This window comes from Methanothermobacter sp. KEPCO-1, assembly GCF_008033705.1.
Classification (GTDB): domain Archaea; phylum Methanobacteriota; class Methanobacteria; order Methanobacteriales; family Methanothermobacteraceae; genus Methanothermobacter; species Methanothermobacter marburgensis.
Genome location: NZ_CP042937.1, coordinates 294,872 through 313,523 on the forward strand (window position 1 = coordinate 294,872; position 18,652 = coordinate 313,523).

An 18,652-nucleotide genomic window follows, 5' to 3' on the forward strand; every position below is an offset into this window, starting at 1 on the left:
TTCAAACCTTATATATGGATAGGATCCAGAAAGTGATTCAACACGACTACAAAATTACACGCCCTCCATTTTAAGTGTCTATTATATCCATTACATGCAGAGAATCTAAAAAAGCCTTTATAATTTAATGTTATGTATCTAAATATAGATCAATTCTCATTTTTAATTACATTGATTACATAATCTTCAATCATCATCACATCCTTCCAGAGCCATTTTAAAAGCTTCCTTAAATTTTTTCACTTGAAGGTCTTCTGAAAACTGACTACTTATCATTTTACATTCTTTAGAAATTTCTTTTTTCCAAGACAATGGTTTATTGTAAACTTCAAGAATCTTTGATGCGATATTTTTTGGGTTATTATCCTCCAGGATTAAAAAATCAAGATTGTTTCTCTTTAAAATTTCAGATGACCCAGTAGAATTTGTTAATATTGGTATCATTCCAGCGGACATTGCTTCAAGCGCAACTACTCCAAATGCTTCAAATTCTGCGGGATGAACATAAATTGAACACTTCTTAAAATAACGCCTCAGATTTCTTTTAAAGCCCTCTTTATGAAGCCATTGATAATCTTCTTTTACTTTTTTACTGCAATCACCAAGTAAGTAAAGATGAAAATCATCATCTTTATTGTTAACAATCCTTAGAGCCTCAACAAGCAAATCATATCCTTTATAAGGTCCATCACTGCCAATGAACAAAACATTTTTAGATTGCAAATCACAATTAATATCAAAGTGGTTATTTACACCATATGGAGTAACCTTATAAATAGGTCCATTAAAAGCCATAGAACCCATTCTTTTGTTAAGATCGGGAACAGCAATTATTGAATCAACCCATGAAAGGAGAAATTTGAGGGCATATCTCTTTATTTTTGAGTTAAGCCAGATATAAAAAAATGTATCATTGTCTAAAAGCACAATTTTCAGTGAAGGTCTTAAAAACTTTTTCACCAGACCATATGGTAACGTCCATCCACCTTCACAAAGAACAGCATCATAATTATTGTTTTTTAATGCATTAAATAACTTTAAAAGAATTTCAAGATAATTATCCCCAGCAAATACCCATTCAGATGTAATAGAAGAAGCAAAAGCACTGTGGACTGCATGAGGTCCATTAGGTCCATGATGAACGAACAGTATCTTATTATCCATCAAATTCACCAGCTGATTAGATTTCATGAACATGAATAGATCATGCACGCGTGTTAATAAAGGTTATTAAAAAGGACTTATTTCACAAGATAGTATACAACACCCGTAAATAGTGGCATGATAACAAGGAGCAGGTGGCTGGGAGTGCTGCTCCAGGTGAAAAGTAGGTGAGGGCCACACCAACAGGGATCACACCATCACGCATACCCGCCGTGTAAACATATGCGGCTCCATCATCCCCTCTCAGCCTTCCAAGAATAAAGCCGTAGGTGAAACCTGCAAGTAGCATCACAGACACCGTAATGACAATCTCCATGACCCCCCCAGTTCTCACTGAACCTGACATGTGGGCAACCGCAACAACTATTATCACAAGTCCAAGTATCGCCGACAGGAAGTTAAGGTTCTTTCTTGCAGGTATAAACCTCTCCTCCTCAAGCCTCAGGATGAGTGCAGCGACTGCAGGCAGGAATACTGTGAATACAAGCAGTTCAAATACCCTGAAAGCCACTGAAAGTGAGGCCACACCCATGAGGTAGAGGACAGCAGGGTAAACTGCAACAGATAGCAGCATCGATGTAAGGGCAGCTGAAAGGGCAGGGGTGCCGTCACCACCGGATAGCTCCGTCCAGAGGGCCGCAACAACAGGTGATGGAGCAAATGAGAGTAGTATGATCCCCGAGACAATATCACCGCTGAAATTGAATGTTTTAATAAAAATGAACCCCAGAACTGGATATAGCAGAAAATTGGACACAGAGACCAGACCAAGAAACTGGGGGTGGTGGATGATCCTCCCAAAGTCCTCGAGACTGTGTTCAATGACAAGGGAGAACACCAGAAATGCGAGAAGCAGAGGCGTGTAGCCTGATAAAACTGAAAACTGGGGGAATAATAAACCTGTAAGGACGCATAAAAGCGTCAGGGCCCCATAGTACTTCTTTATTCTTTCTGTCATCTCCATCATTCAACGGTTACACACTTTGCAAGGTTCTTTGGCTTATCAGGGTCAAGTCCCCGCTCAACACTCACATAGTATGAGAGTAGCTGCAGGGGAACGATGTAGACAAGGGGCGATAGTACCTCATCGACCTCAGGGCTCAGGCCTATGAAGTCATCGGCCTCCTTCCTGAGGGCCTCATCAAGGGTGCTCCCAACACCTATAACCCTCGCACCCCTCGCCCTGACCTCCTCAACGTTGCTCAGGGTCTTGTCGTGACATGGCCCGGGGGGTGAAATGGCAACAACAGGCACCCCGTCATCGATGAGTGCCAGGGGCCCGTGTTTCAGTTCCCCCGCAGCATAACCCTCACCATGGATGTATGTTATCTCCTTGAGTTTAAGTGCGCCCTCAAGGGCTGTTGGATAGGAAAACCCGCGCCCTATGAAGAAGAAGTCGCTCACCTTGCTGTAGCGGGATGCAAGGGCCCTTATATTGTCCTCATCCCCAAGGGCCTCCTCCATGATAGCAGGGACCCCTTCGAGTTTCTCAATGAGCTCAGGGGCGCCCATGGCAGCCACCAGCATGTATATGATGGTGAGCTGGCTCACATAGGTCTTTGTGGCTGCAACACCTATCTCAGGACCCGCCCTTGTGTAGAGGACATGCTGGGCCTCCCTTGTTGCTGAGCTTCCAAGGACATTGACTATCGCCAGGGTCTTGGCCCTTGAATTTGCAGATCTCAATGCGTTCAGGGTGTCGGCTGTTTCACCGGACTGGCTTATGAATACTGCAAGGGTCCCGTCTGTGAGGGCACGTGCAGAGTACCTGAACTCGCTTGCAAGGATGACATCGGTGGGTATGCCCAGGATGCTCTCAAAGAGGTATTTGCCCACCAGTGATGCGTGGTAGGAGGTTCCGCAGGCAACAAAGCATACCCTTTCAACCTCACCTATCTCCTCAACCACCCGCATAACATCATCCATCTCTGTGAGGGTGTCCCTGACGGCCCCTGGCTCCTCATGTATCTCCTTGATCATGAAGTGATCGTATCCTGCCTTTTCAGCCATGTCGGCTGTCCAGTCAATTACATGGACCTCCTTCCTCACCGTGTTACCATCAAGGTCCCTTATACGCACATCACCGTCAATTATGACCATCTCACCGTCATCCAGGTATATGATGTTCTTGGTGTGGTTCAGGATGGCCGGGACATCAGATGCCAGGAAGAACTCGCCATCACCGACACCGACTATGAGGGGGCTCTCCTTCCTTGCACCCACCACCCTGCCGGGTTCCCTTGAGGATATGGCTGCAATGGCATATGCACCCCTAAGTTTTCTGAGTGCCGTGGCTGTTGCGGCTTCAAGGTCCATCCCCTCATCCATGTACTTCTCTATGAGGTGTGGTATAACCTCAGTGTCTGTCTCGGACCTGAAGACATGGCCCTCGGATTCAAGCTCCTCCTTAACCTCCAGGTAGTTCTCTATTATCCCGTTGTGAACGACTGCTATCTCCCCAGTGCAGTCTGTGTGTGGGTGGGCGTTCTCAGCGGTTGGAAGACCGTGTGTGGCCCATCTGACATGGGCTATCCCCATGCTGCCCGGTAGATCAGCGAGATCCAGTTCTGAGTCCACCTCGTCGATTTTACCCCTGTCCTTCTTGATATTTATCACTGGGTCTGCCGTTGCAATACCTACAGAGTCATAGCCCCTGTACTCAAGCCTCCTGACGCATTCAAGGAGTACCGGCGCCGCCCTGTTATCTTTGAGTATACAAGCCACAATGCCACACATTTAATCACCCTTAGAAGCATGATAAGGTTCACAAGATTATATAAACTGAATCGTAATATAACTCTAATAAGATTTACACATATATAAGTCTTAGAGGAGAGATTTAATCCCAAGGCTCTAAAAGTGATAGCATGAACGTGAAAATAGACGGCCCACTCTACAGTGGTAAGGCAAAGGATGTTCTCATGACAGATGACCCTGAAATCGTTGCCGTGAGGTTCAGGGACGATATAACCGCAGGTGACGGTGAAAAGAAGGACACCCTTGAAATGAAGGGCTACTATAACTCTGTCATCTCAGCAAAGATATTTGAGGTCCTTGAGGGGGCCGGTGTACCAACCCAGTACCTGGAACTTAAGGAGCCAGGATGCATGCTTGCAAGGAAACTGGAAATGATACCCATAGAGGTTATACTGAGGAACATTGCAGCTGGAAGTATTGTTAGAAGATTCCCCTTCACTGAGGGACAGGAATTCAGGCCCCCCATCATACAGATGGACTACAAGAGCGACGAGCACGGCGACCCCATGCTCAATGAGGACATAATCCTCGCCCTCGGAATAGCAACCAGGGACGAGATCTCAGAGATAAGGAGGATGACACTTAAGATAAATGACGTCCTTGTGGAGTTCTTCAGGGAAAAGGGTATAATTCTGCCTGACTTCAAACTGGAATTTGGAAGGGATTCCTCCGGAACGATACGCCTGGGTGATGAGGTGAGCCCTGACACCTGTCGCCTCTGGGAAGTGGAGACCGGGAAACCACTGGACAAGGACATATTCCGACGGGGAGAGGGGGGCGTTGTGAGCGCCTACAGAAGGGTTGCTGAGATGATACTTGACAGGGAAGACATTGAAAGATGGAACGTTAAAATCTGAGGTGATTGGATGAAATTTATGGTTGAGGTCAGAATAAGGCTCAAGAAGGGTATGCTCAATCCGGAGGCGTCCACAATTGAGAGGGCCCTGGCACTCCTTGGATATGAGGTTGAAAATACCGATACAAGTGACATCATAACATTCACCATGGATGAGGAGAGTTCTGAGGATGTCAGGCGGGAGGTTGAGGATATGTGTCAGCGCCTCCTCTGCAACCCGGTTATCCACGACTACGACTTCAGTATAACGGAGATGGAAGGCTGAAACATGAGGGTGGGAGTTATAAGGTTTCCTGGATCCAACTGTGACCGTGACGTTTACCATGTCCTGGAACTTGCCGGGGCAGAGCCCGAGTATGTATGGTGGAATCAGCGGGACCTGGGACACCTGGACGCGGTTATAATCCCCGGGGGATTCTCATACGGGGATTACCTGCGTGCAGGTGCAATCGCAGCCATAACGCCAGTCATGGACGCTGTTAAGGATCTGGTGAGGGAGGAAAAACCTGTCCTCGGAATATGTAACGGTGCACAGATCCTTGCAGAGGTTGGGCTCGTCCCGGGGGTCTTCACCGTGAACGAGCACCCCAAATTCAACTGCCAGTGGACCAGCCTCCAGGTTAAGACCACGAGAACCCCCTTCACACGGCTATTCAGACGGGATGAGGTTATAAGGATGCCTGTTGCCCATGCAGAGGGGAGATACTACCATGAAAACGTCAGCGAGGTCTGGGATAACGACCAGGTCGTGCTGCAGTTCCACGGTGAAAACCCCAACGGCTCCCTTGACGGGATAACAGGGGTGTGTGATGAATCAGGCATGGTGTGCGCGGTGATGCCCCACCCGGAAAGGGCCTCAGAGATGATACTCGGATCAGAGGATGGCTTCAAATTCTTCAGGGGCATAATGAAGATCTGATTCAGAGCAAAAAGGTGATTATCATGGTGGTTTATCTTGTTGGGGCGGGTCCAGGGGACCCTGAGCTCATAACACTCAAGGCCATAAGGGTTCTTGAGGGGGCTGACGTCGTTGTGTATGACAGGCTGGCAGGTGAGGAGATACTCAGATACGCCCCTGAAGATACAAAACTGATATACGTGGGTAAGAAAGCCGGTGAACACCACAAAACACAGGATGAGATAAACAGGATCCTTGTTGAGGAGGGTAAGAAGCATGAAACAGTGGTGAGGCTCAAGGGCGGCGACCCATTCGTTTTTGGGAGGGGTGGCGAGGAACTCCTTGCGCTCAGGGAGGCCGGCGTTGAGGCAAGGGTCATCCCCGGTGTGACCTCCGCTGTGGGCGTTCCCACATCTGCAGGGCTTCCTGTGACTCACAGGGGTGTTGCAACATCCTTCACTGTTGTCACAGGACACGAGGACCCCACAAAACCTGAAAAACAGGTTCACTGGGATTACAGGGCCGACACCCTCATAATACTCATGGGTGTGGGTAACGTGCGGGAGAACATGCAGGAGATCATGAAGCACCGGCCCCCTGAAACCCCTGTGTGTGTGATTGAGAGGGGGACAACAGAGGATGAGAGGGTTATCCTCGGCACCCTTGAGGACATAGCAGAAAAGGATCTGAGGCCGCCTGGAATCATAGTGGTGGGTGAGGTTGTTAATGTCTACCGGGAAATTAGAGGGTCTCAGGGGTAAGACCATCGCCCTCACAAGGCCCGCCGAGCGGGTATCTGCTGCTGTTAAACTGATCGAGGGTGCCGGTGGAAGGGCCCTTGTCGCCCCAACCCTCGAGCTGAGGATCCTGAAAACAGATTCCCTCAGGGAGGTGTGCAGGAGGGCCCCTGAATGGGACCTGGTTATATTCACCTCCCCGGCGGCTGTTGAATCCCTGTTCAGCACATGCAGGGACTTCCATGAGAAACTCAGGGATGACTGTATTGTCGCGGTCATAGGACCCAAGACTGCCCATGCAGCATCTGAGGTGGGTCTCAGGGTGGACCTGGTGCCTGAGGATTACACCGCAGAGGGTCTCCTTGAGGCCCTCAGAAAATACGACCTCAGGGGGATGTGGGTGGCCCTTCCAAGGACGCTCTCTGCAAGGAGGGTCCTCCCTATGGGACTTGAGGAGATGGGTGCGGAGGTCCTTGTTGCAGAGGCCTACCACTCGGGGATACCAGAGGACACGGCACCGGCGGAGGAAATGATAGAGGGTATACTCAAGGGGGAGGTGGATGCTGTTACATTCACGAGTCCCCTCACAGTGGAAAACCTCTTTAAAATTGCAGGTGATAAGGAGGGGGATCTTATCCATGCCCTCAGGGGGATACAAGTGGCTGCAATAGGCCCCATAACCCTCAGTAAACTTGAGGAGTATGGTCTTGATGCAGTCATCCCAGAGAGGTACACGGTCAGGGACATGCTAGCCGAACTTTCAGAGAGGATGATGGAGGGTAAATAATGATAATATGGCCAGCCTATCTCGATTCACGGAAATCACGGAGCCAGGGGCGAAGGGTGCCCCTTGAATACGCGGTTGAATCCCCAAGTGCCAGTGAAATACTCAGGGCCGCAAAAAAACTCCAGCTTGAAGCCCGTATGGAATCTGATAAGTCATACCCTTCCTCATGGTGGGAATCATCAGGGAGGGTTCTTGTTGAATATGATGGGAGTAAGAGGGAACTCCTCATAAAACTTGCAAGGCTTGTGAGGTCCTCAAAGAAGAACTGAGGGTATGGGATAATGAACATGGACGAACTTGAAGGTGCGCTCAGAAGGGCCCGTAAGCTGATTGAGGAGGCTGAGACGGTTACAGTCTACAGCCACACAGACTGTGATGGTATAACAGCGGCAACAATCCTCAGCAAACTCCTTGAGGGTCTCGGGAAGGACCATGAGATCAGCATAATAAACATCAATGAGGTCCCTGAGGTTGAACATGGTCCGGATCTCACAGTTTTCAGTGACCTTGGATCCGGACAGATGGTCCATGAAAACATGAAAAGGAGCTCCCGTGTGCTCATACTCGACCACCATCCCCCCCTCCGAAAGAGAAACTTTGAACCTCCACGGGGTGAGCTCCTTGAAATAAATCCAATCTTCTATGGAATGGATGGTTCAACCAGCATCTCAGGTGGGGGCCTATCATATCTCCTTGCAAGGCAGTTTGGATACACCAATCTCAGCTGGATGGGGCTCCTTGCCGCGGTGGGTGACATGCAGAACATCAGGACCGGTAAGATGGTTGGGGCCAACCGGGTGATCCTGGAGGACAGTATAATGGAGGGTGCGGTTGAGTGCTGCAGTGACCTTACAATCTACGGTAGACACACCAGATCCATCGTAAGTGCACTCTCCTACTTCGGGGATGTCACCCTGCCAACAACAAACAACACCAACGAGTGCATAGCAAGGCTTAAGAACCTGGGCATACCCCTGAAAAACGATGAAACCCAGAGGAGGCTCTGTGATCTTACAGATGACGAGAAAAGGAAACTCTTCAACGAGATATACCGTATGATGGTCAACGAGGTCCCCAGAAGGTACCATAAATACCTCCCCAGGCTCATACTCGGTGAGGTCTACGAGTTAAGATCAGAGGAGAGGTACACGGTATTCAGGGACCTCTCAGAGTTCTCAACCGCAGTTAACGCGTGTAACCGGAACTCAAAGTGGAAGCTTGCGATGGATATCATCGGGGGTGATCGCCATGAAAAGCTGGAGGAACTTGAGGATGTCCTCAGGGAACACCGGGCCTACCTTGCGGTTACCCTCGACCGGATAATGGACGAGGAACTCATAAGGGATATGGATAATCTCCAGTACTTCCACGCCCCCGGCGTGAAAACCGCTGTGGTGGGTACGGTTGCAGGTATGCTCCTGGGCTACGGTGACTGGAGGAGGCCCATGATAGGCCTTGCTGAAACCGGCGATGGCCTCAAGGTTTCACTGAGGTGCTCCCGCCTACTTGCATTTGACGGCATACACTTCGGTTCAATCATGCAGAGGGTGGCTGAGAAGGTTGGGGGTAGCGGCGGTGGTCATGCGACTGCCTGCGGAGCATACATACCCTCTGAGAATGAGGAAGAATTCCTCAGACTCCTTAACAGGGCCATAGAAAAGGTTAAGGTGAATGGATGAAGGCTTTCAGAAAGAAGGGTGAACTTACACGTTTCCAGGTGCTGAGTGAGATAGCAAGGCGTCAGCCCTATGTGAGGCAAAGGGATATAGCAGATGAACTCGGAATAACGGTTCAGGCAGTGTCTGAGAACATTAAGAGCCTCATAGCAGAGGGCCTTGTGGAGGCAGGAAGCGGGAGGTCCCACTACAAGATAACCAGGAGGGGTGGTGAGAAGCTCAAGAGGGCTGCTGTGAGCCTCAGGCAATACGCCGATGAGGTCCTGGAGTACATGAGTTCCTACAAGTCCATCTGGCCAGCCATCGCCTGGGAGGACCTCAACGAGGGTGATGATGTCGAACTGTTCATGGACGACGGCGTCCTCTACGCCCGGAGGAGGACCAACGGGGAGGCCCATGCCACAGTCATGAAAAGTGCCTCAGAGGGTGAGGATGTGGCCCTCACAGAACTCAGCGGCACCATACCCCTTCAGAGGGGAAAGGTGACCATCGCGGTTCTCCCGGGGATATCCGAGGGCGGTTCAGGGGCAGCGGACCTTGAAAGGATAAGGGAACTCGCCCATGACCAGGACAGGATAGGTATAATGGGGACAGTTTCAAGGGCAGCGGCGACCAGGTTAAACTTAAATGTTGATTTTGAATTTGCAACCCCCCATGCTGCCCTTGCAGCCGCAAAGAGGGGCCTGAATGTCCTCGTACTTGCAGTTGGTAAGATGAGCAGAAGCATAACAAAGAAACTGGAAGAGGAGGGCATAGAGTACTCGGTTGAGGATGTCAGGATTAAGGGGGAGTAGACCCCCAAGCTAATATGGTTGAATATTCCGCTCAGAGGGAGTAGACCTCCTCTGGTGGGACCATCCGGATTCCGGCATCCCTCAGGGCTCTTTCAAGTGCATCCAGGTCCTCTGTACTCATGAAGAGTATCGCCTTATCCTTCTTTTCATGGACAAATGCATATATGTAGTCAAGGTTCAGGTCATAGTCCTTGAGGACCCCGAGGATTGATGCAAGACCCCCTGGCCTGTCATCCATCTCAACTGCGACGACGTCCTTCAGCTTAACAACAAAGCCGCTCTTTTCAAGCACATCTGCCGCGCGTTCAGGTTCAGGGACTATGAGCCTGAGTATCCCGAATTCTGATGTATCTGCAAGTGATAGGGCCCTAAGGTTTATACCTGCCTCTGCAAGTGTACTCAGTGCCTTCCAGAGCCTTCCCTTCCTGTTTTCAAGAAATATTGATATCTGCTTAACCCTCATGGTATCACCACTAATTTAAAGGTTCCTCTTATCTATCACCCTTACTGCCTTCCCCTCACTCCTTGGTATTGTGCCGGGTTCAACCAGGGTCACCTTAACCCTGAGGCCTATCTCGTTCTCTATGAACTCCTCGATCCGGTCCCTGGTCTCCACCATCTGCCGGATGTCATCTGAGAAGAGTTCAGGGGAGGTCTCCACCCTCACCTCAAGTTCATCCATGAGGTGGGGCCTTGTCACTATTATCTGGTAGTGTGGCTCAATACCATCTATGCGGAGGAGCGCCTTTTCTATCTGGGAGGGGAACACTGAAACTCCCCTGACCTTGAGCATGTCATCGACCCTGCCTGTGATCCTTGAGATCCTTGCAAGGGTCCTGCCACAGGCACATGGCCCATAATCTATTGAGGTTATATCCTTTGTCCTGAACCTTATAACCGGCATCCCCACCCTTGTGAGAGTTGTGAGTACCAGCTCACCCCTTTCACCTGGACCGACCCTTTCACCATTCTTATCTATGATCTCAGGGTAGAAATGGTCCTCTGCAACGTGGAGACCATTCTTCTCACCGCACTCCATTGCAACCCCCGGGCCCATGATTTCAGTGAGGCCGTATATGTTGAAGGCCGGTGCATTGAACCTCCTCTCTATCTCGGCCCTCATCTCCTCTGTCCACATCTCAGCCCCGAATCCTATTGCCTTTAACTGGGATTCGGCAGGGTCAAAGCCCTCCTCAGCTGCAACCTCAGAGAGGTAGAGGCCATAGGATGGTGTGAATATCATGACCGTTGTCCCGAAGTCCTTCATTATCTCTATCTGCCTCCTTGTCTGTCCAGTTGAGATGGGGATAACGGTCGCCCCAATCTTCTGTGCACCGTAGTGGACCCCGAATCCGCCGGTGAATAGGCCGTAACCATGGGTATTCTGGATGACGTCATCCTCTGTGAGGCCCATCATTGTGAGGCCCCTGGCCATGACCTCACTCCATATCTCTATGTCCTCCCGGGTGTAGCCTGAGACAACGGGTTTTCCTGTGGTCCCTGAGGATGTGTGGACCTCCACTATCTCCTTCCTGGGGACAGCGAACATCCCGAAGGGGTAGACCTTGCGGAGGTCATCCTTGGTGGTGTAGGGCAACCTTGTGATGTCGTCCAGTGACTCTATGTCCTCAGGGTACACGCCCTCCTTCTCGAACATCTCATGGTAGTAGGGTACGTTTTCATATGCCCTCCTTACTGTGTCCTGAAGCCTTTTAAGCTGAATTTCCTCCAGTTCCTCCCTGCTTATGCATTCCATTTCCCTGTTCCAGATCATCTGAATCATTCCCGAATCAGTGTAACTCTTAGATGTTTATGGTGATTTAAAAATAAATGTTATGCATCACGGGAATGCTACCTGGGAGTTAGAATAAAAGGTTCTTAAAAAATTAATGGAGTTAGAAGAGGTCGTCGAAGCGTTTTTCAACCTCTTTCCAGTTTACGATGTTCCAGAATGCGTCAACGTAGTCGGGTCTCACGTTCCTGTAGTCAATGTAGTAGGCGTGTTCCCATACATCCAGGACCATGAGGATCCTGAAGTGGGGTATCACGTTGACGTTGTGCTTCTCAACCTGCATTATGAAGAGCCTGTCGGTCCTCTGGCAGTAGGTGAGTACAGCCCATCCTGAACCCTCCGCACTCACAGCGGCCTGAGAAAACTCCTTTTTAAAGCGTTCAAAGCTTCCAAAGTCCTTCTCTATGTACTCCGCAAGCCGTCCGCCGGGTTCCCCACCGCACTCATCTGCGGGTCCCATGTTACCCCAGAAGAATAGGTGCAGGACGTAGCCCCCCACGTGGAATGAGAGTTCCTTGAGGGCCGCCTTGATGTCAACTTCTTCGTCATTCTCCCTGGCATCGTCGAGTTTTCTGAGGACGCCATTGGCCCCATCCACGTAGGCCTGATGGTGCTTCTCATGATGTATCCTCAGCTGCTCCTCTGATATGTATGGTTCAAGGGCATCGTAGGGGTATGGAAGTTCAGGGAGTTCATAGAATTTTTTCTCCATCTAATCACCACCTATGCTGCGATGGCAGAGCCACCAGTCGTAGCATTCGTATTCCTCTTTCCTTTTCCTGGCGGTTTCAATATCAGATGCCGGTGGGACTATCACATGGTCACCGATGAGCTGGTTATCGGGCCAGTTTGCAGGTGCAGCCACACCCTCGGCATCTATGACCCTGAAGGCGCGTATCATCCTCACGATCTCAGGGATGTTCCTTCCAAGTTCCTGTGGATAGTAGAGTATAGCCCTGATTATCCCCTCAGGGTCAACCACAAATACCGCCCTCACCGTGTTTGTGGGCCTCGCCGGGTGTATGAGTCCAAGGGTATCCGCGACTCTCCCCGTGTCCGCTATCACAGGAAACTCGATCTCGGTATCAAGGTTCTCCTCTATCCATTCGATCCACTTGATGTGTGAGAATACCTGGTCAACACTGAGGCCCACAAGTTCACAGTCAAGTTCCCTCAGTTCAGGGTAGACCTCCTGGAACGCCACGAACTCTGTTGTGCAGACAGGTGTGAAGTCTGCAGGGTGGCTGAAGAGTATGAACCATTTCCCCTTGAATTCAGCCGGGAGTTTCATCAGCCCGTGGGTTGTCTGGACCTCCATTTCAGGGAATTTATCCCCTATGAGGGGCATGCCGCGCCCCTTCTTCTTCACCTTTCTGACTTCGTATACCTTCTCCCCCATAAACTATTCCCCCTTTTCATTTGCTGGTGGGTTGTAAACCCTCTTTCCGAGTTCCGCATCAAGCATGAGGAGGCCGCTTGGTGAATCCGATGCAAGGCGCACCTTCTGGAGCACTGAACCCGCGGATTCCTCCTCCTCAACCTGCTCTGCAACGAACCACTGGAGGAAATTGTTGGTTGCATGGTCCCTCTCTGAGATTGCAAGGTCAACAAGGTCATTTATGAGTCCCGTCACTTTCCTCTCATGTTCCAGGACATGCTTGGATACCTCCAGTGGGGACTCCCACTCGAATGGTGGTTTCTCTATCTCCTCAAGCACGACCCTTGCACCCCTCTGGACAAGGTAGTCGTAGAACTTCATTGCGTGTGCAAGTTCCTCCTGGGCCTGGACACGCATCCAGTTTGCAAATCCCGGGAGGTCAGAGGCCTCATAGTAGGCGGCCATTGAAAGATAGAGGTATGCTGAGTAGAGTTCAGCGTTGAGCTGCCTGTTGAGGGCCTCCTGCATCCTTTCACTTACCATTTAATTCACCCCCTATTTCCTTTATCTGAATGGCAAGTTCATCTATCCTCTGAAGGTCCTCCTCACGTGGAAGGCCCTTCACAAGGACTGGTTCAAGGTACTCCACGTTCAGGTTGGATAGCAGACCCTTGACCTCGGATTCAATGAGTGTCCCCCACCCGTAGGATCCCATCAGTGCAATGTGCTTCACCGGCGGTCTCAGTGCATTCACAAGGTAGAGTGCCGATGCAACTGCCGGGTGGGGTCTTGTGAGCACCGTGGGTGATGCAACAACCAGGACCGAGGCATCCGCGAGTTCAGTGAGGAATTCCCCGGTATCGGACTCTGCAACGTTGATGGGTCTTACACTCACATCGAGTTCCATGAGTTTCTCTGTGAGTCTCTCAACCATGATCTCCGTGCTTCTGTGCATGGTGGTGTATGCGATCACCGTTTTACTGCCCCCAGAGGTCCATCTCCTGTATGCATCGATTATGAGGTCAGGTATGGATACCAGTGGGCCATGGGATGGTGCTATGAGTGATATGTCAAGGTCCGAGATCTTCCTGAGGTTGGATGTGACCATCTGGCTGAAGGGCATCATGATATGGGCGTAGTACCTCTTGGCCTCCCTCAGGAAACCCTCAGGCACCTCCATGATGTCTGATGTTGCAAGGTGTGATCCAAAGAAGTCGCAGGTGAAGAGTATCCGCTCCTCCTCAAGGTAGGTTACCATGGTGTCGGGCCAGTGCACCCATGGTGTTACAATGAATCTCAGCGTCCTGTCACCCAGGGAGAGTGTCTCACCATCCTCAATTGTCCTGAAGTTTCCATCGATCCTTAGAAGTTCCCTGAGGAGTTCAATGCAGGCAGGTGTCCCCAGGACCTCTGCGTCAGGGTACATGTCAAGGAGCTCCGGGATTGTACCTGAGTGGTCCTGTTCTGCGTGCTGGGAGATTATGTAGTCGATGTCAGTTTCCATTTCCCCTATGATCCCCAGGAATTCACTGCTCTTTGAGGGTTCTGCAGAATCAATGAGTGCCGTGGCACTGCTTCCAGAGACGATGTATGAGTTGTAGCTTGTGCCCCTTGGGAGGGCTACAAGCTCATCAAAGGTCCTCCGGTCCCAGTCAAGGATACCGGTGTAGTAAACCCCATCTGCAATTCTTCTGGCTTTCATTTAATCCATCTTCTTGAACTGGTCCTTTCCAACGCCACATACAGGGCATACCCAGTCGTCGGGGAGGTCCTCAAACGCTGTTCCTGGTTCTATCCCTGATGTGGGGTCTCCCTCTTCAGGGTCGTAGATGTATCCGCACATCTGGCAGACGTATTTGTCCATTTATTCACCTCTCAGTCAAGTGGTTTGAACATCTTCTTCTTTGCACCGCATGACGGACACCTCCATGTCTCAGGGAGGTCCTCAAACGGTGTTCCTGGTGGTGTGTCTGTCCTTGGTTCGCCCTTCTCAGGGTCGTAGATGTATCCACAAACCCTGCATTTGTATCTTTTCAAGTTTAACACCTTTCTCTTCAATTTTAGGGACACTATATTATTATTACTCTTTAAAAATTTAAAATTATCTATGGAGTTTCCATGAAAACCTTTAATTGCCTTCTTAAGGGGAGACCCATCAAGAGGTCAGAGAAACTAAAAATAAATTGCTGAACAGTAACATGGTTTAAAAATTCAGCGAAAAAATCCTTCTAATATTCTGGCTAAATTTAAAGGTTTCTAAAAAACTTTAATAGTTCCCGAAACGATATTATACATTGTACCAAAGGTACGGGCAAGACTTAGAGTTGATTTAATGAAAAGATATCTTCCTTTAATTTTAGTGGGTCTTATTGCGATAGCCTTTTCTGGTACGGCCAGTGCAGTGGATATCTATGTTAATGCCACTGGGGGGGATGACAACAATGACGGACTCTCATGGGCAGCAGCAAAGGCCACCATAAAGAATGCAACTGGATCGGCCGCAGACAATGATGTTATATGGCTTGCAGACGGCGAATACACCGGTCCAGATAACAGGAACGTGAACATCGACAAGAAACTGACAATTACTGGCCAGTCAAAGAGGGTACCGTCATAAAACTGGAGGGAACTCCAAGATTATTCACAATCACAAAGGACTCCAAATTATCAAATTTAACAATCAGGGATGCTTACTCAAACGATAAATCTGCAATAGTAATAGAAAACCCAACCCTAACAATCGAAAACTGCCTATTTTTTAACAACACAGCAAAAAATGGGGGGGCAATATTAGCAGAGTTCTGCACAGTAACGATAATTAACAGCACACTAACCAACAACACAGCAACCAATGTAGCGGGAGCAATAGAAGTAGTTACTTATTCCACACTAACAATAACAAACACCACACTCACCAACAACACAGCAACCAATGTAGCGGGAGCAATATACGCAGATAATTTCTCAAACGTAAACATAACAAACACCACACTCACCAACAACACAGCAAATAGACAAGGAGGAGCAATAATCACATATTCATCCTCCACACTAACAATAACAAACACCACACTCACCAACAACACAGCAAATAGACAAGGAGGAGCAATAATCACATATTCATCCTCCACACTAACAATAACAAACACCACACTCACCAACAACACAGCAAATAGACAAGGAGGAGCAATAATCACATATTCATCCTCCACACTAACAATAACAAACACCACACTCACCAACAACACAGCAAATAGACAAGGAGGAGCAATAGAAGTAGTTACTAATTCCACACTAACAATAACAAACACCACACTCACCAACAACACAGCACCCCTTGCTGGAGCAATAATTGTGCGTGATTGCCCAGAACCCGCCAGAATCATGTTCTGCCGGATATTCAACAACCCGGACCAGACCGGGATAAACGTCTACGCAAATAATAGTGCTGTGGATGCCCGATTCAACTGGTGGGCTCCAACACTCCAGACTTCTCAATCCTTGTCTCAGGAAGTGTAACATACAACCCATGGATCGTCCTGAGAATCAATGCCAACCCTGGCACAGTCCTAATAGGTGGAAACTCACAGATAACCGCGGACCTCCAGCACGACAGTAACGGAGCACTGCATGATCCATCTGAAGGATTAATCCCGTACACAGGTCCCGCAAACTTCTCCACAACCCTCGGTTCGATAGAAGACACAAACTTCACAGATGGCACCGCCACCTCAACACTAACCGGCCTAAACACGAGGGGTGTTGCCACGGTATGTGCCGAAGTTGACAACGAAACAGTAAACACCACAGTCACAGTCCTGAAACCAGCCACATTCGCACTAGGCAACTTAACAGTCACACCCACAACCGGAATAACACCACTAAACATCAGAATCAAAGCCATGATCACCAACACAGGAGACTTTGCAGGCGATTATACAGCAATCCTCAAGGTAAACCAGAGATCCATACAAAACCAGACAACCACCCTGAACCCCGGAGAAACAAAAATAATCGAATTCACACTAACAATCACCCAACCTGGCCATTACAATGTAACCATCGGAACACTCCCACCTAAACTGGTAACTGCAGGTATAACAATAAATCAGCTTTCAGGAACTGCAAATTCTGTCATAAAATACTATGCACGCTACAAAAGACTCCCATCCTCAGTGACAATCTCAGGAAAAAAATTCACAATGGCACAGCTCCTGGACCTCCTTGTACGTGCAACCATCCAGATCAACGCAGGCAACCTGAAACCACTCAGCACACGAACCGTAGGCTACACAGGCTCAACAGGAACCACCAGATCAATCAGACTCTCAAAATCACTTTACATATCCACAGCAATCACCATAAGAAACTCAATAAACAGATACGGAACGGCACCCAAATACGCAACAACCAGATATGGGAAAATACCCTTCACAAGACTCGTACACCTATACAGCAAAGTCCTGGGATTCTACGGAAGTTACAGAAAACTCCCCAGCTACGTGAGTATCTAAAAAAACCCCATTTTACATTTTTTTATCATAAAATAATAAGAAAATGTTAATTTTTTCAGTCAAAATACTTCATCCTCACCACATTGAAGCCCACAACACACCCAACAAAACCCATTCTCACATAAGGACTTACAGGGGCATAAACCGCCACTGCAAGTATAAGCACACCCACAACGGTATGGGTTAACAGGTTCTTCCAGTCCGTAAGGTACTCCCGGATTCCTCTAAACACCCTTCTCAACATAACACCTCATACATCGAAATATTATATATCAAATTTTGATATATCAAATAATGATATATATCCCTTATATATCTTTCGGTGAGCAAAAAAGGAAGGTTTATTTAACAAGGAGTACCGGTACCTCAACCGTCTTGAGGGTGGTCTCAGCCACACTGCCCATAAGAAGCTTCTCAAGACCCGAACGCCCATGGGATGCGATAACCACGAGATCCGCCCCTGTCTTCTCAGAGATCTTCTTCATATCATGCGCCGGGCTCCCAAATACCAGGACCTCATCCACCTGGACACCGGCCTCCCTGCCCTTTCTCTGCACAGCCGCCAGGATCTCCTTTCCCTCATCCTCAAGGACATCAAAGGGGTAGATAAGCTTCTCATCGATAACATGCACAGCAACAACCACGGACCCTAGACGCCCTGCAAGTTCAATGGCAAGGTCCTCTGCCTTTGCTGCATACTCTGAACCATCGGTTGGAACCATGATCCTCTCAAACATCACAAACCACCTATTCAATCCGCCTCACATGATCCCCCACAACAAACACTGTGCCACCCACATGGAGAACTGGCTTAACAGATTCAACATCAAGGAGCCCATCCCTTATGCACCCAGAGCAGACCGATGCATTCACAACTGAGCCCACTATGAGGTTGTGGTCGCCAACCTCACACATCCGGAGGAGTTCACATTCAAGGTGCGCGACCGCCTCTGCTATCCTTGGGGGCTTAACCCTCTCTGAGGGAATCCAGGTAAGACCAGCGGCCTCAAGTTCATTCTCACCCGCCGGGAGATCCCTGGCGGTTATCCACATCTCATCAATTATATCCACCGGCGTTATGTTAAGTACAAACTCATGGGTGTCCTCAACATTCACTGCAGTGTGGTGGTCCGGTGCAGATGCAAACGCCACGATTGGCGGGTCAATTGATACAGGCATGGTGAAGGAAAATGGGGCCGCATTTATATTCCCATCCCCATCCACCGTTGTTACAATGACCGTTGGCCTTGGAGTAAGTATTCTGTGTGCATTCTCAACAGGAAAATTCTCAAATTCCAC

Annotated in this window: 25 protein-coding genes; 11 read left to right on the forward strand and 14 right to left on the reverse strand. The window is 49.1% G+C overall.

Annotation, left to right across the window (positions count from 1 at the left end; all coding sequences use genetic code 11):
• Nucleotides 1-186: 186 nt before the first annotated feature.
• The 3 genes from FVF72_RS01425 to glmS all read right to left on the reverse strand — a co-directional run bounded on the left by FVF72_RS01425 (nucleotide 187) and on the right by glmS (nucleotide 3,900).
• Complete coding sequence (locus tag FVF72_RS01425) at nucleotides 187-1,164, reverse strand: glycosyltransferase family 4 protein (protein WP_074358672.1); 978 nt, start codon at nucleotides 1,162-1,164, stop codon at nucleotides 187-189.
• An 82-nt stretch (nucleotides 1,165-1,246) separates the two neighbouring features.
• Nucleotides 1,247-2,122 carry a bile acid:sodium symporter family protein gene (locus FVF72_RS01430; RefSeq protein ID WP_187239653.1) on the reverse strand — a complete coding sequence of 292 codons (876 nt, stop codon included), beginning with the start codon at nucleotides 2,120-2,122 and terminating at the stop codon, nucleotides 1,247-1,249.
• A gap of 5 nt (nucleotides 2,123-2,127) precedes the next feature.
• Nucleotides 2,128-3,900, reverse strand: a complete 1,773-nt coding sequence (gene glmS / locus FVF72_RS01435; protein ID WP_147671010.1) for a glutamine--fructose-6-phosphate transaminase (isomerizing) — start codon at nucleotides 3,898-3,900, stop codon at nucleotides 2,128-2,130.
• A gap of 131 nt (nucleotides 3,901-4,031) precedes the next feature.
• Here glmS and purC point away from each other — a divergent pair, with 131 nt between their 5' ends.
• From purC to FVF72_RS01475, 8 genes are read left to right on the forward strand one after another with little or no spacing between them, the layout of a single operon-like run.
• Nucleotides 4,032-4,778 (forward strand): phosphoribosylaminoimidazolesuccinocarboxamide synthase, encoded by a 747-nt coding sequence (gene purC / locus FVF72_RS01440; protein WP_147671011.1) that lies wholly within the window; start codon nucleotides 4,032-4,034, stop codon nucleotides 4,776-4,778.
• 9 nt (nucleotides 4,779-4,787) lie between these two features.
• A complete protein-coding gene (gene purS, locus FVF72_RS01445; RefSeq protein WP_147671012.1) occupies nucleotides 4,788-5,042 on the forward strand; it encodes a phosphoribosylformylglycinamidine synthase subunit PurS in 255 nt (84 codons plus the stop codon).
• A 3-nt stretch (nucleotides 5,043-5,045) separates the two neighbouring features.
• Nucleotides 5,046-5,696, forward strand: coding sequence for a phosphoribosylformylglycinamidine synthase subunit PurQ (gene purQ / locus FVF72_RS01450; RefSeq protein ID WP_147671013.1), 651 nt, complete (start codon nucleotides 5,046-5,048; stop codon nucleotides 5,694-5,696).
• A 23-nt stretch (nucleotides 5,697-5,719) separates the two neighbouring features.
• Nucleotides 5,720-6,436: a uroporphyrinogen-III C-methyltransferase gene (gene cobA / locus FVF72_RS01455; protein ID WP_147671014.1), complete on the forward strand. Its 717-nt coding sequence runs from the start codon at nucleotides 5,720-5,722 to the stop codon at nucleotides 6,434-6,436.
• Nucleotides 6,402-7,199: a uroporphyrinogen-III synthase gene (locus FVF72_RS01460; RefSeq protein WP_147671015.1), complete on the forward strand. Its 798-nt coding sequence runs from the start codon at nucleotides 6,402-6,404 to the stop codon at nucleotides 7,197-7,199. The genes cobA and FVF72_RS01460 overlap by 35 nt, the downstream gene beginning before the upstream one ends.
• Nucleotides 7,199-7,468, forward strand: coding sequence for a signal recognition particle subunit SRP19/SEC65 family protein (locus FVF72_RS01465; protein ID WP_147671016.1), 270 nt, complete (start codon nucleotides 7,199-7,201; stop codon nucleotides 7,466-7,468). Before FVF72_RS01460 ends, FVF72_RS01465 begins: the two co-directional genes overlap by 1 nt.
• A gap of 12 nt (nucleotides 7,469-7,480) precedes the next feature.
• Nucleotides 7,481-8,878 carry a single-stranded-DNA-specific exonuclease RecJ gene (recJ, locus tag FVF72_RS01470; protein WP_147671017.1) on the forward strand — a complete coding sequence of 466 codons (1,398 nt, stop codon included), beginning with the start codon at nucleotides 7,481-7,483 and terminating at the stop codon, nucleotides 8,876-8,878.
• The gene (locus FVF72_RS01475) at nucleotides 8,875-9,669 is read left to right on the forward strand and encodes a MarR family transcriptional regulator (RefSeq protein ID WP_147671018.1); all 795 of its coding nucleotides are present in this window, start codon (nucleotides 8,875-8,877) and stop codon (nucleotides 9,667-9,669) included. Before recJ ends, FVF72_RS01475 begins: the two co-directional genes overlap by 4 nt.
• Before the next feature lie 31 nt (nucleotides 9,670-9,700).
• On the opposite strand, the gene FVF72_RS01480 is transcribed toward FVF72_RS01475, so the two are convergent.
• The 8 genes from FVF72_RS01480 to FVF72_RS01515 all read right to left on the reverse strand — a co-directional run bounded on the left by FVF72_RS01480 (nucleotide 9,701) and on the right by FVF72_RS01515 (nucleotide 14,876).
• The gene (locus FVF72_RS01480; RefSeq protein ID WP_147671019.1) at nucleotides 9,701-10,132 is read right to left on the reverse strand and encodes an ACT domain-containing protein; all 432 of its coding nucleotides are present in this window, start codon (nucleotides 10,130-10,132) and stop codon (nucleotides 9,701-9,703) included.
• 15 nt (nucleotides 10,133-10,147) lie between these two features.
• Nucleotides 10,148-11,443, reverse strand: coding sequence for a phenylacetate--CoA ligase family protein (locus FVF72_RS01485; RefSeq protein ID WP_048174986.1), 1,296 nt, complete (start codon nucleotides 11,441-11,443; stop codon nucleotides 10,148-10,150).
• Nucleotides 11,444-11,564: 121 nt separating this feature from the next.
• On the reverse strand, nucleotides 11,565-12,173 hold the full coding sequence (locus FVF72_RS01490) for a superoxide dismutase (protein ID WP_048174984.1): 609 nt from the start codon (nucleotides 12,171-12,173) through the stop codon (nucleotides 11,565-11,567).
• The gene (locus tag FVF72_RS01495; protein WP_048174982.1) at nucleotides 12,174-12,860 is read right to left on the reverse strand and encodes a peroxiredoxin; all 687 of its coding nucleotides are present in this window, start codon (nucleotides 12,858-12,860) and stop codon (nucleotides 12,174-12,176) included.
• A 3-nt stretch (nucleotides 12,861-12,863) separates the two neighbouring features.
• Complete coding sequence (locus FVF72_RS01500; RefSeq protein ID WP_048174980.1) at nucleotides 12,864-13,382, reverse strand: ferritin; 519 nt, start codon at nucleotides 13,380-13,382, stop codon at nucleotides 12,864-12,866.
• Nucleotides 13,372-14,541, reverse strand: coding sequence for an FprA family A-type flavoprotein (locus FVF72_RS01505; RefSeq protein ID WP_147671020.1), 1,170 nt, complete (start codon nucleotides 14,539-14,541; stop codon nucleotides 13,372-13,374). The genes FVF72_RS01500 and FVF72_RS01505 overlap by 11 nt, the downstream gene beginning before the upstream one ends.
• On the reverse strand, nucleotides 14,542-14,703 hold the full coding sequence (rd, locus tag FVF72_RS01510; RefSeq protein WP_013295426.1) for a rubredoxin: 162 nt from the start codon (nucleotides 14,701-14,703) through the stop codon (nucleotides 14,542-14,544).
• Between the two features lie 11 nt (nucleotides 14,704-14,714).
• Entirely contained in the window at nucleotides 14,715-14,876 is a 162-nt protein-coding gene (locus tag FVF72_RS01515) for a rubredoxin (protein ID WP_013295425.1), read from the reverse strand.
• A gap of 322 nt (nucleotides 14,877-15,198) precedes the next feature.
• On the opposite strand from FVF72_RS01515, the gene FVF72_RS01520 reads away from it, so the two are divergent.
• The 3 genes from FVF72_RS01520 to FVF72_RS01530 all read left to right on the forward strand — a co-directional run bounded on the left by FVF72_RS01520 (nucleotide 15,199) and on the right by FVF72_RS01530 (nucleotide 17,353).
• Nucleotides 15,199-15,456, forward strand: a complete 258-nt coding sequence (locus FVF72_RS01520) for a hypothetical protein (RefSeq protein ID WP_187239654.1) — start codon at nucleotides 15,199-15,201, stop codon at nucleotides 15,454-15,456.
• Between the two features lie 122 nt (nucleotides 15,457-15,578).
• A complete protein-coding gene (locus FVF72_RS09515) occupies nucleotides 15,579-16,358 on the forward strand; it encodes a right-handed parallel beta-helix repeat-containing protein (RefSeq protein ID WP_370511843.1) in 780 nt (259 codons plus the stop codon).
• Entirely contained in the window at nucleotides 16,310-17,353 is a 1,044-nt protein-coding gene (locus FVF72_RS01530; protein ID WP_147671022.1) for a hypothetical protein, read from the forward strand. The genes FVF72_RS09515 and FVF72_RS01530 overlap by 49 nt, the downstream gene beginning before the upstream one ends.
• A 55-nt stretch (nucleotides 17,354-17,408) precedes the next feature.
• Here the strand turns inward: FVF72_RS01530 and FVF72_RS01535 are convergent, their stop codons facing one another.
• From FVF72_RS01535 to FVF72_RS01545, 3 genes are all read right to left on the reverse strand, one after another.
• Nucleotides 17,409-17,594, reverse strand: coding sequence for a hypothetical protein (locus FVF72_RS01535; protein WP_013295423.1), 186 nt, complete (start codon nucleotides 17,592-17,594; stop codon nucleotides 17,409-17,411).
• A 100-nt stretch (nucleotides 17,595-17,694) separates the two neighbouring features.
• Complete coding sequence (locus FVF72_RS01540; RefSeq protein WP_147671023.1) at nucleotides 17,695-18,090, reverse strand: universal stress protein; 396 nt, start codon at nucleotides 18,088-18,090, stop codon at nucleotides 17,695-17,697.
• Between the two features lie 10 nt (nucleotides 18,091-18,100).
• Nucleotides 18,101-18,652, reverse strand: coding sequence for a flavin reductase family protein (locus FVF72_RS01545; RefSeq protein WP_147671024.1), 552 nt, complete (start codon nucleotides 18,650-18,652; stop codon nucleotides 18,101-18,103).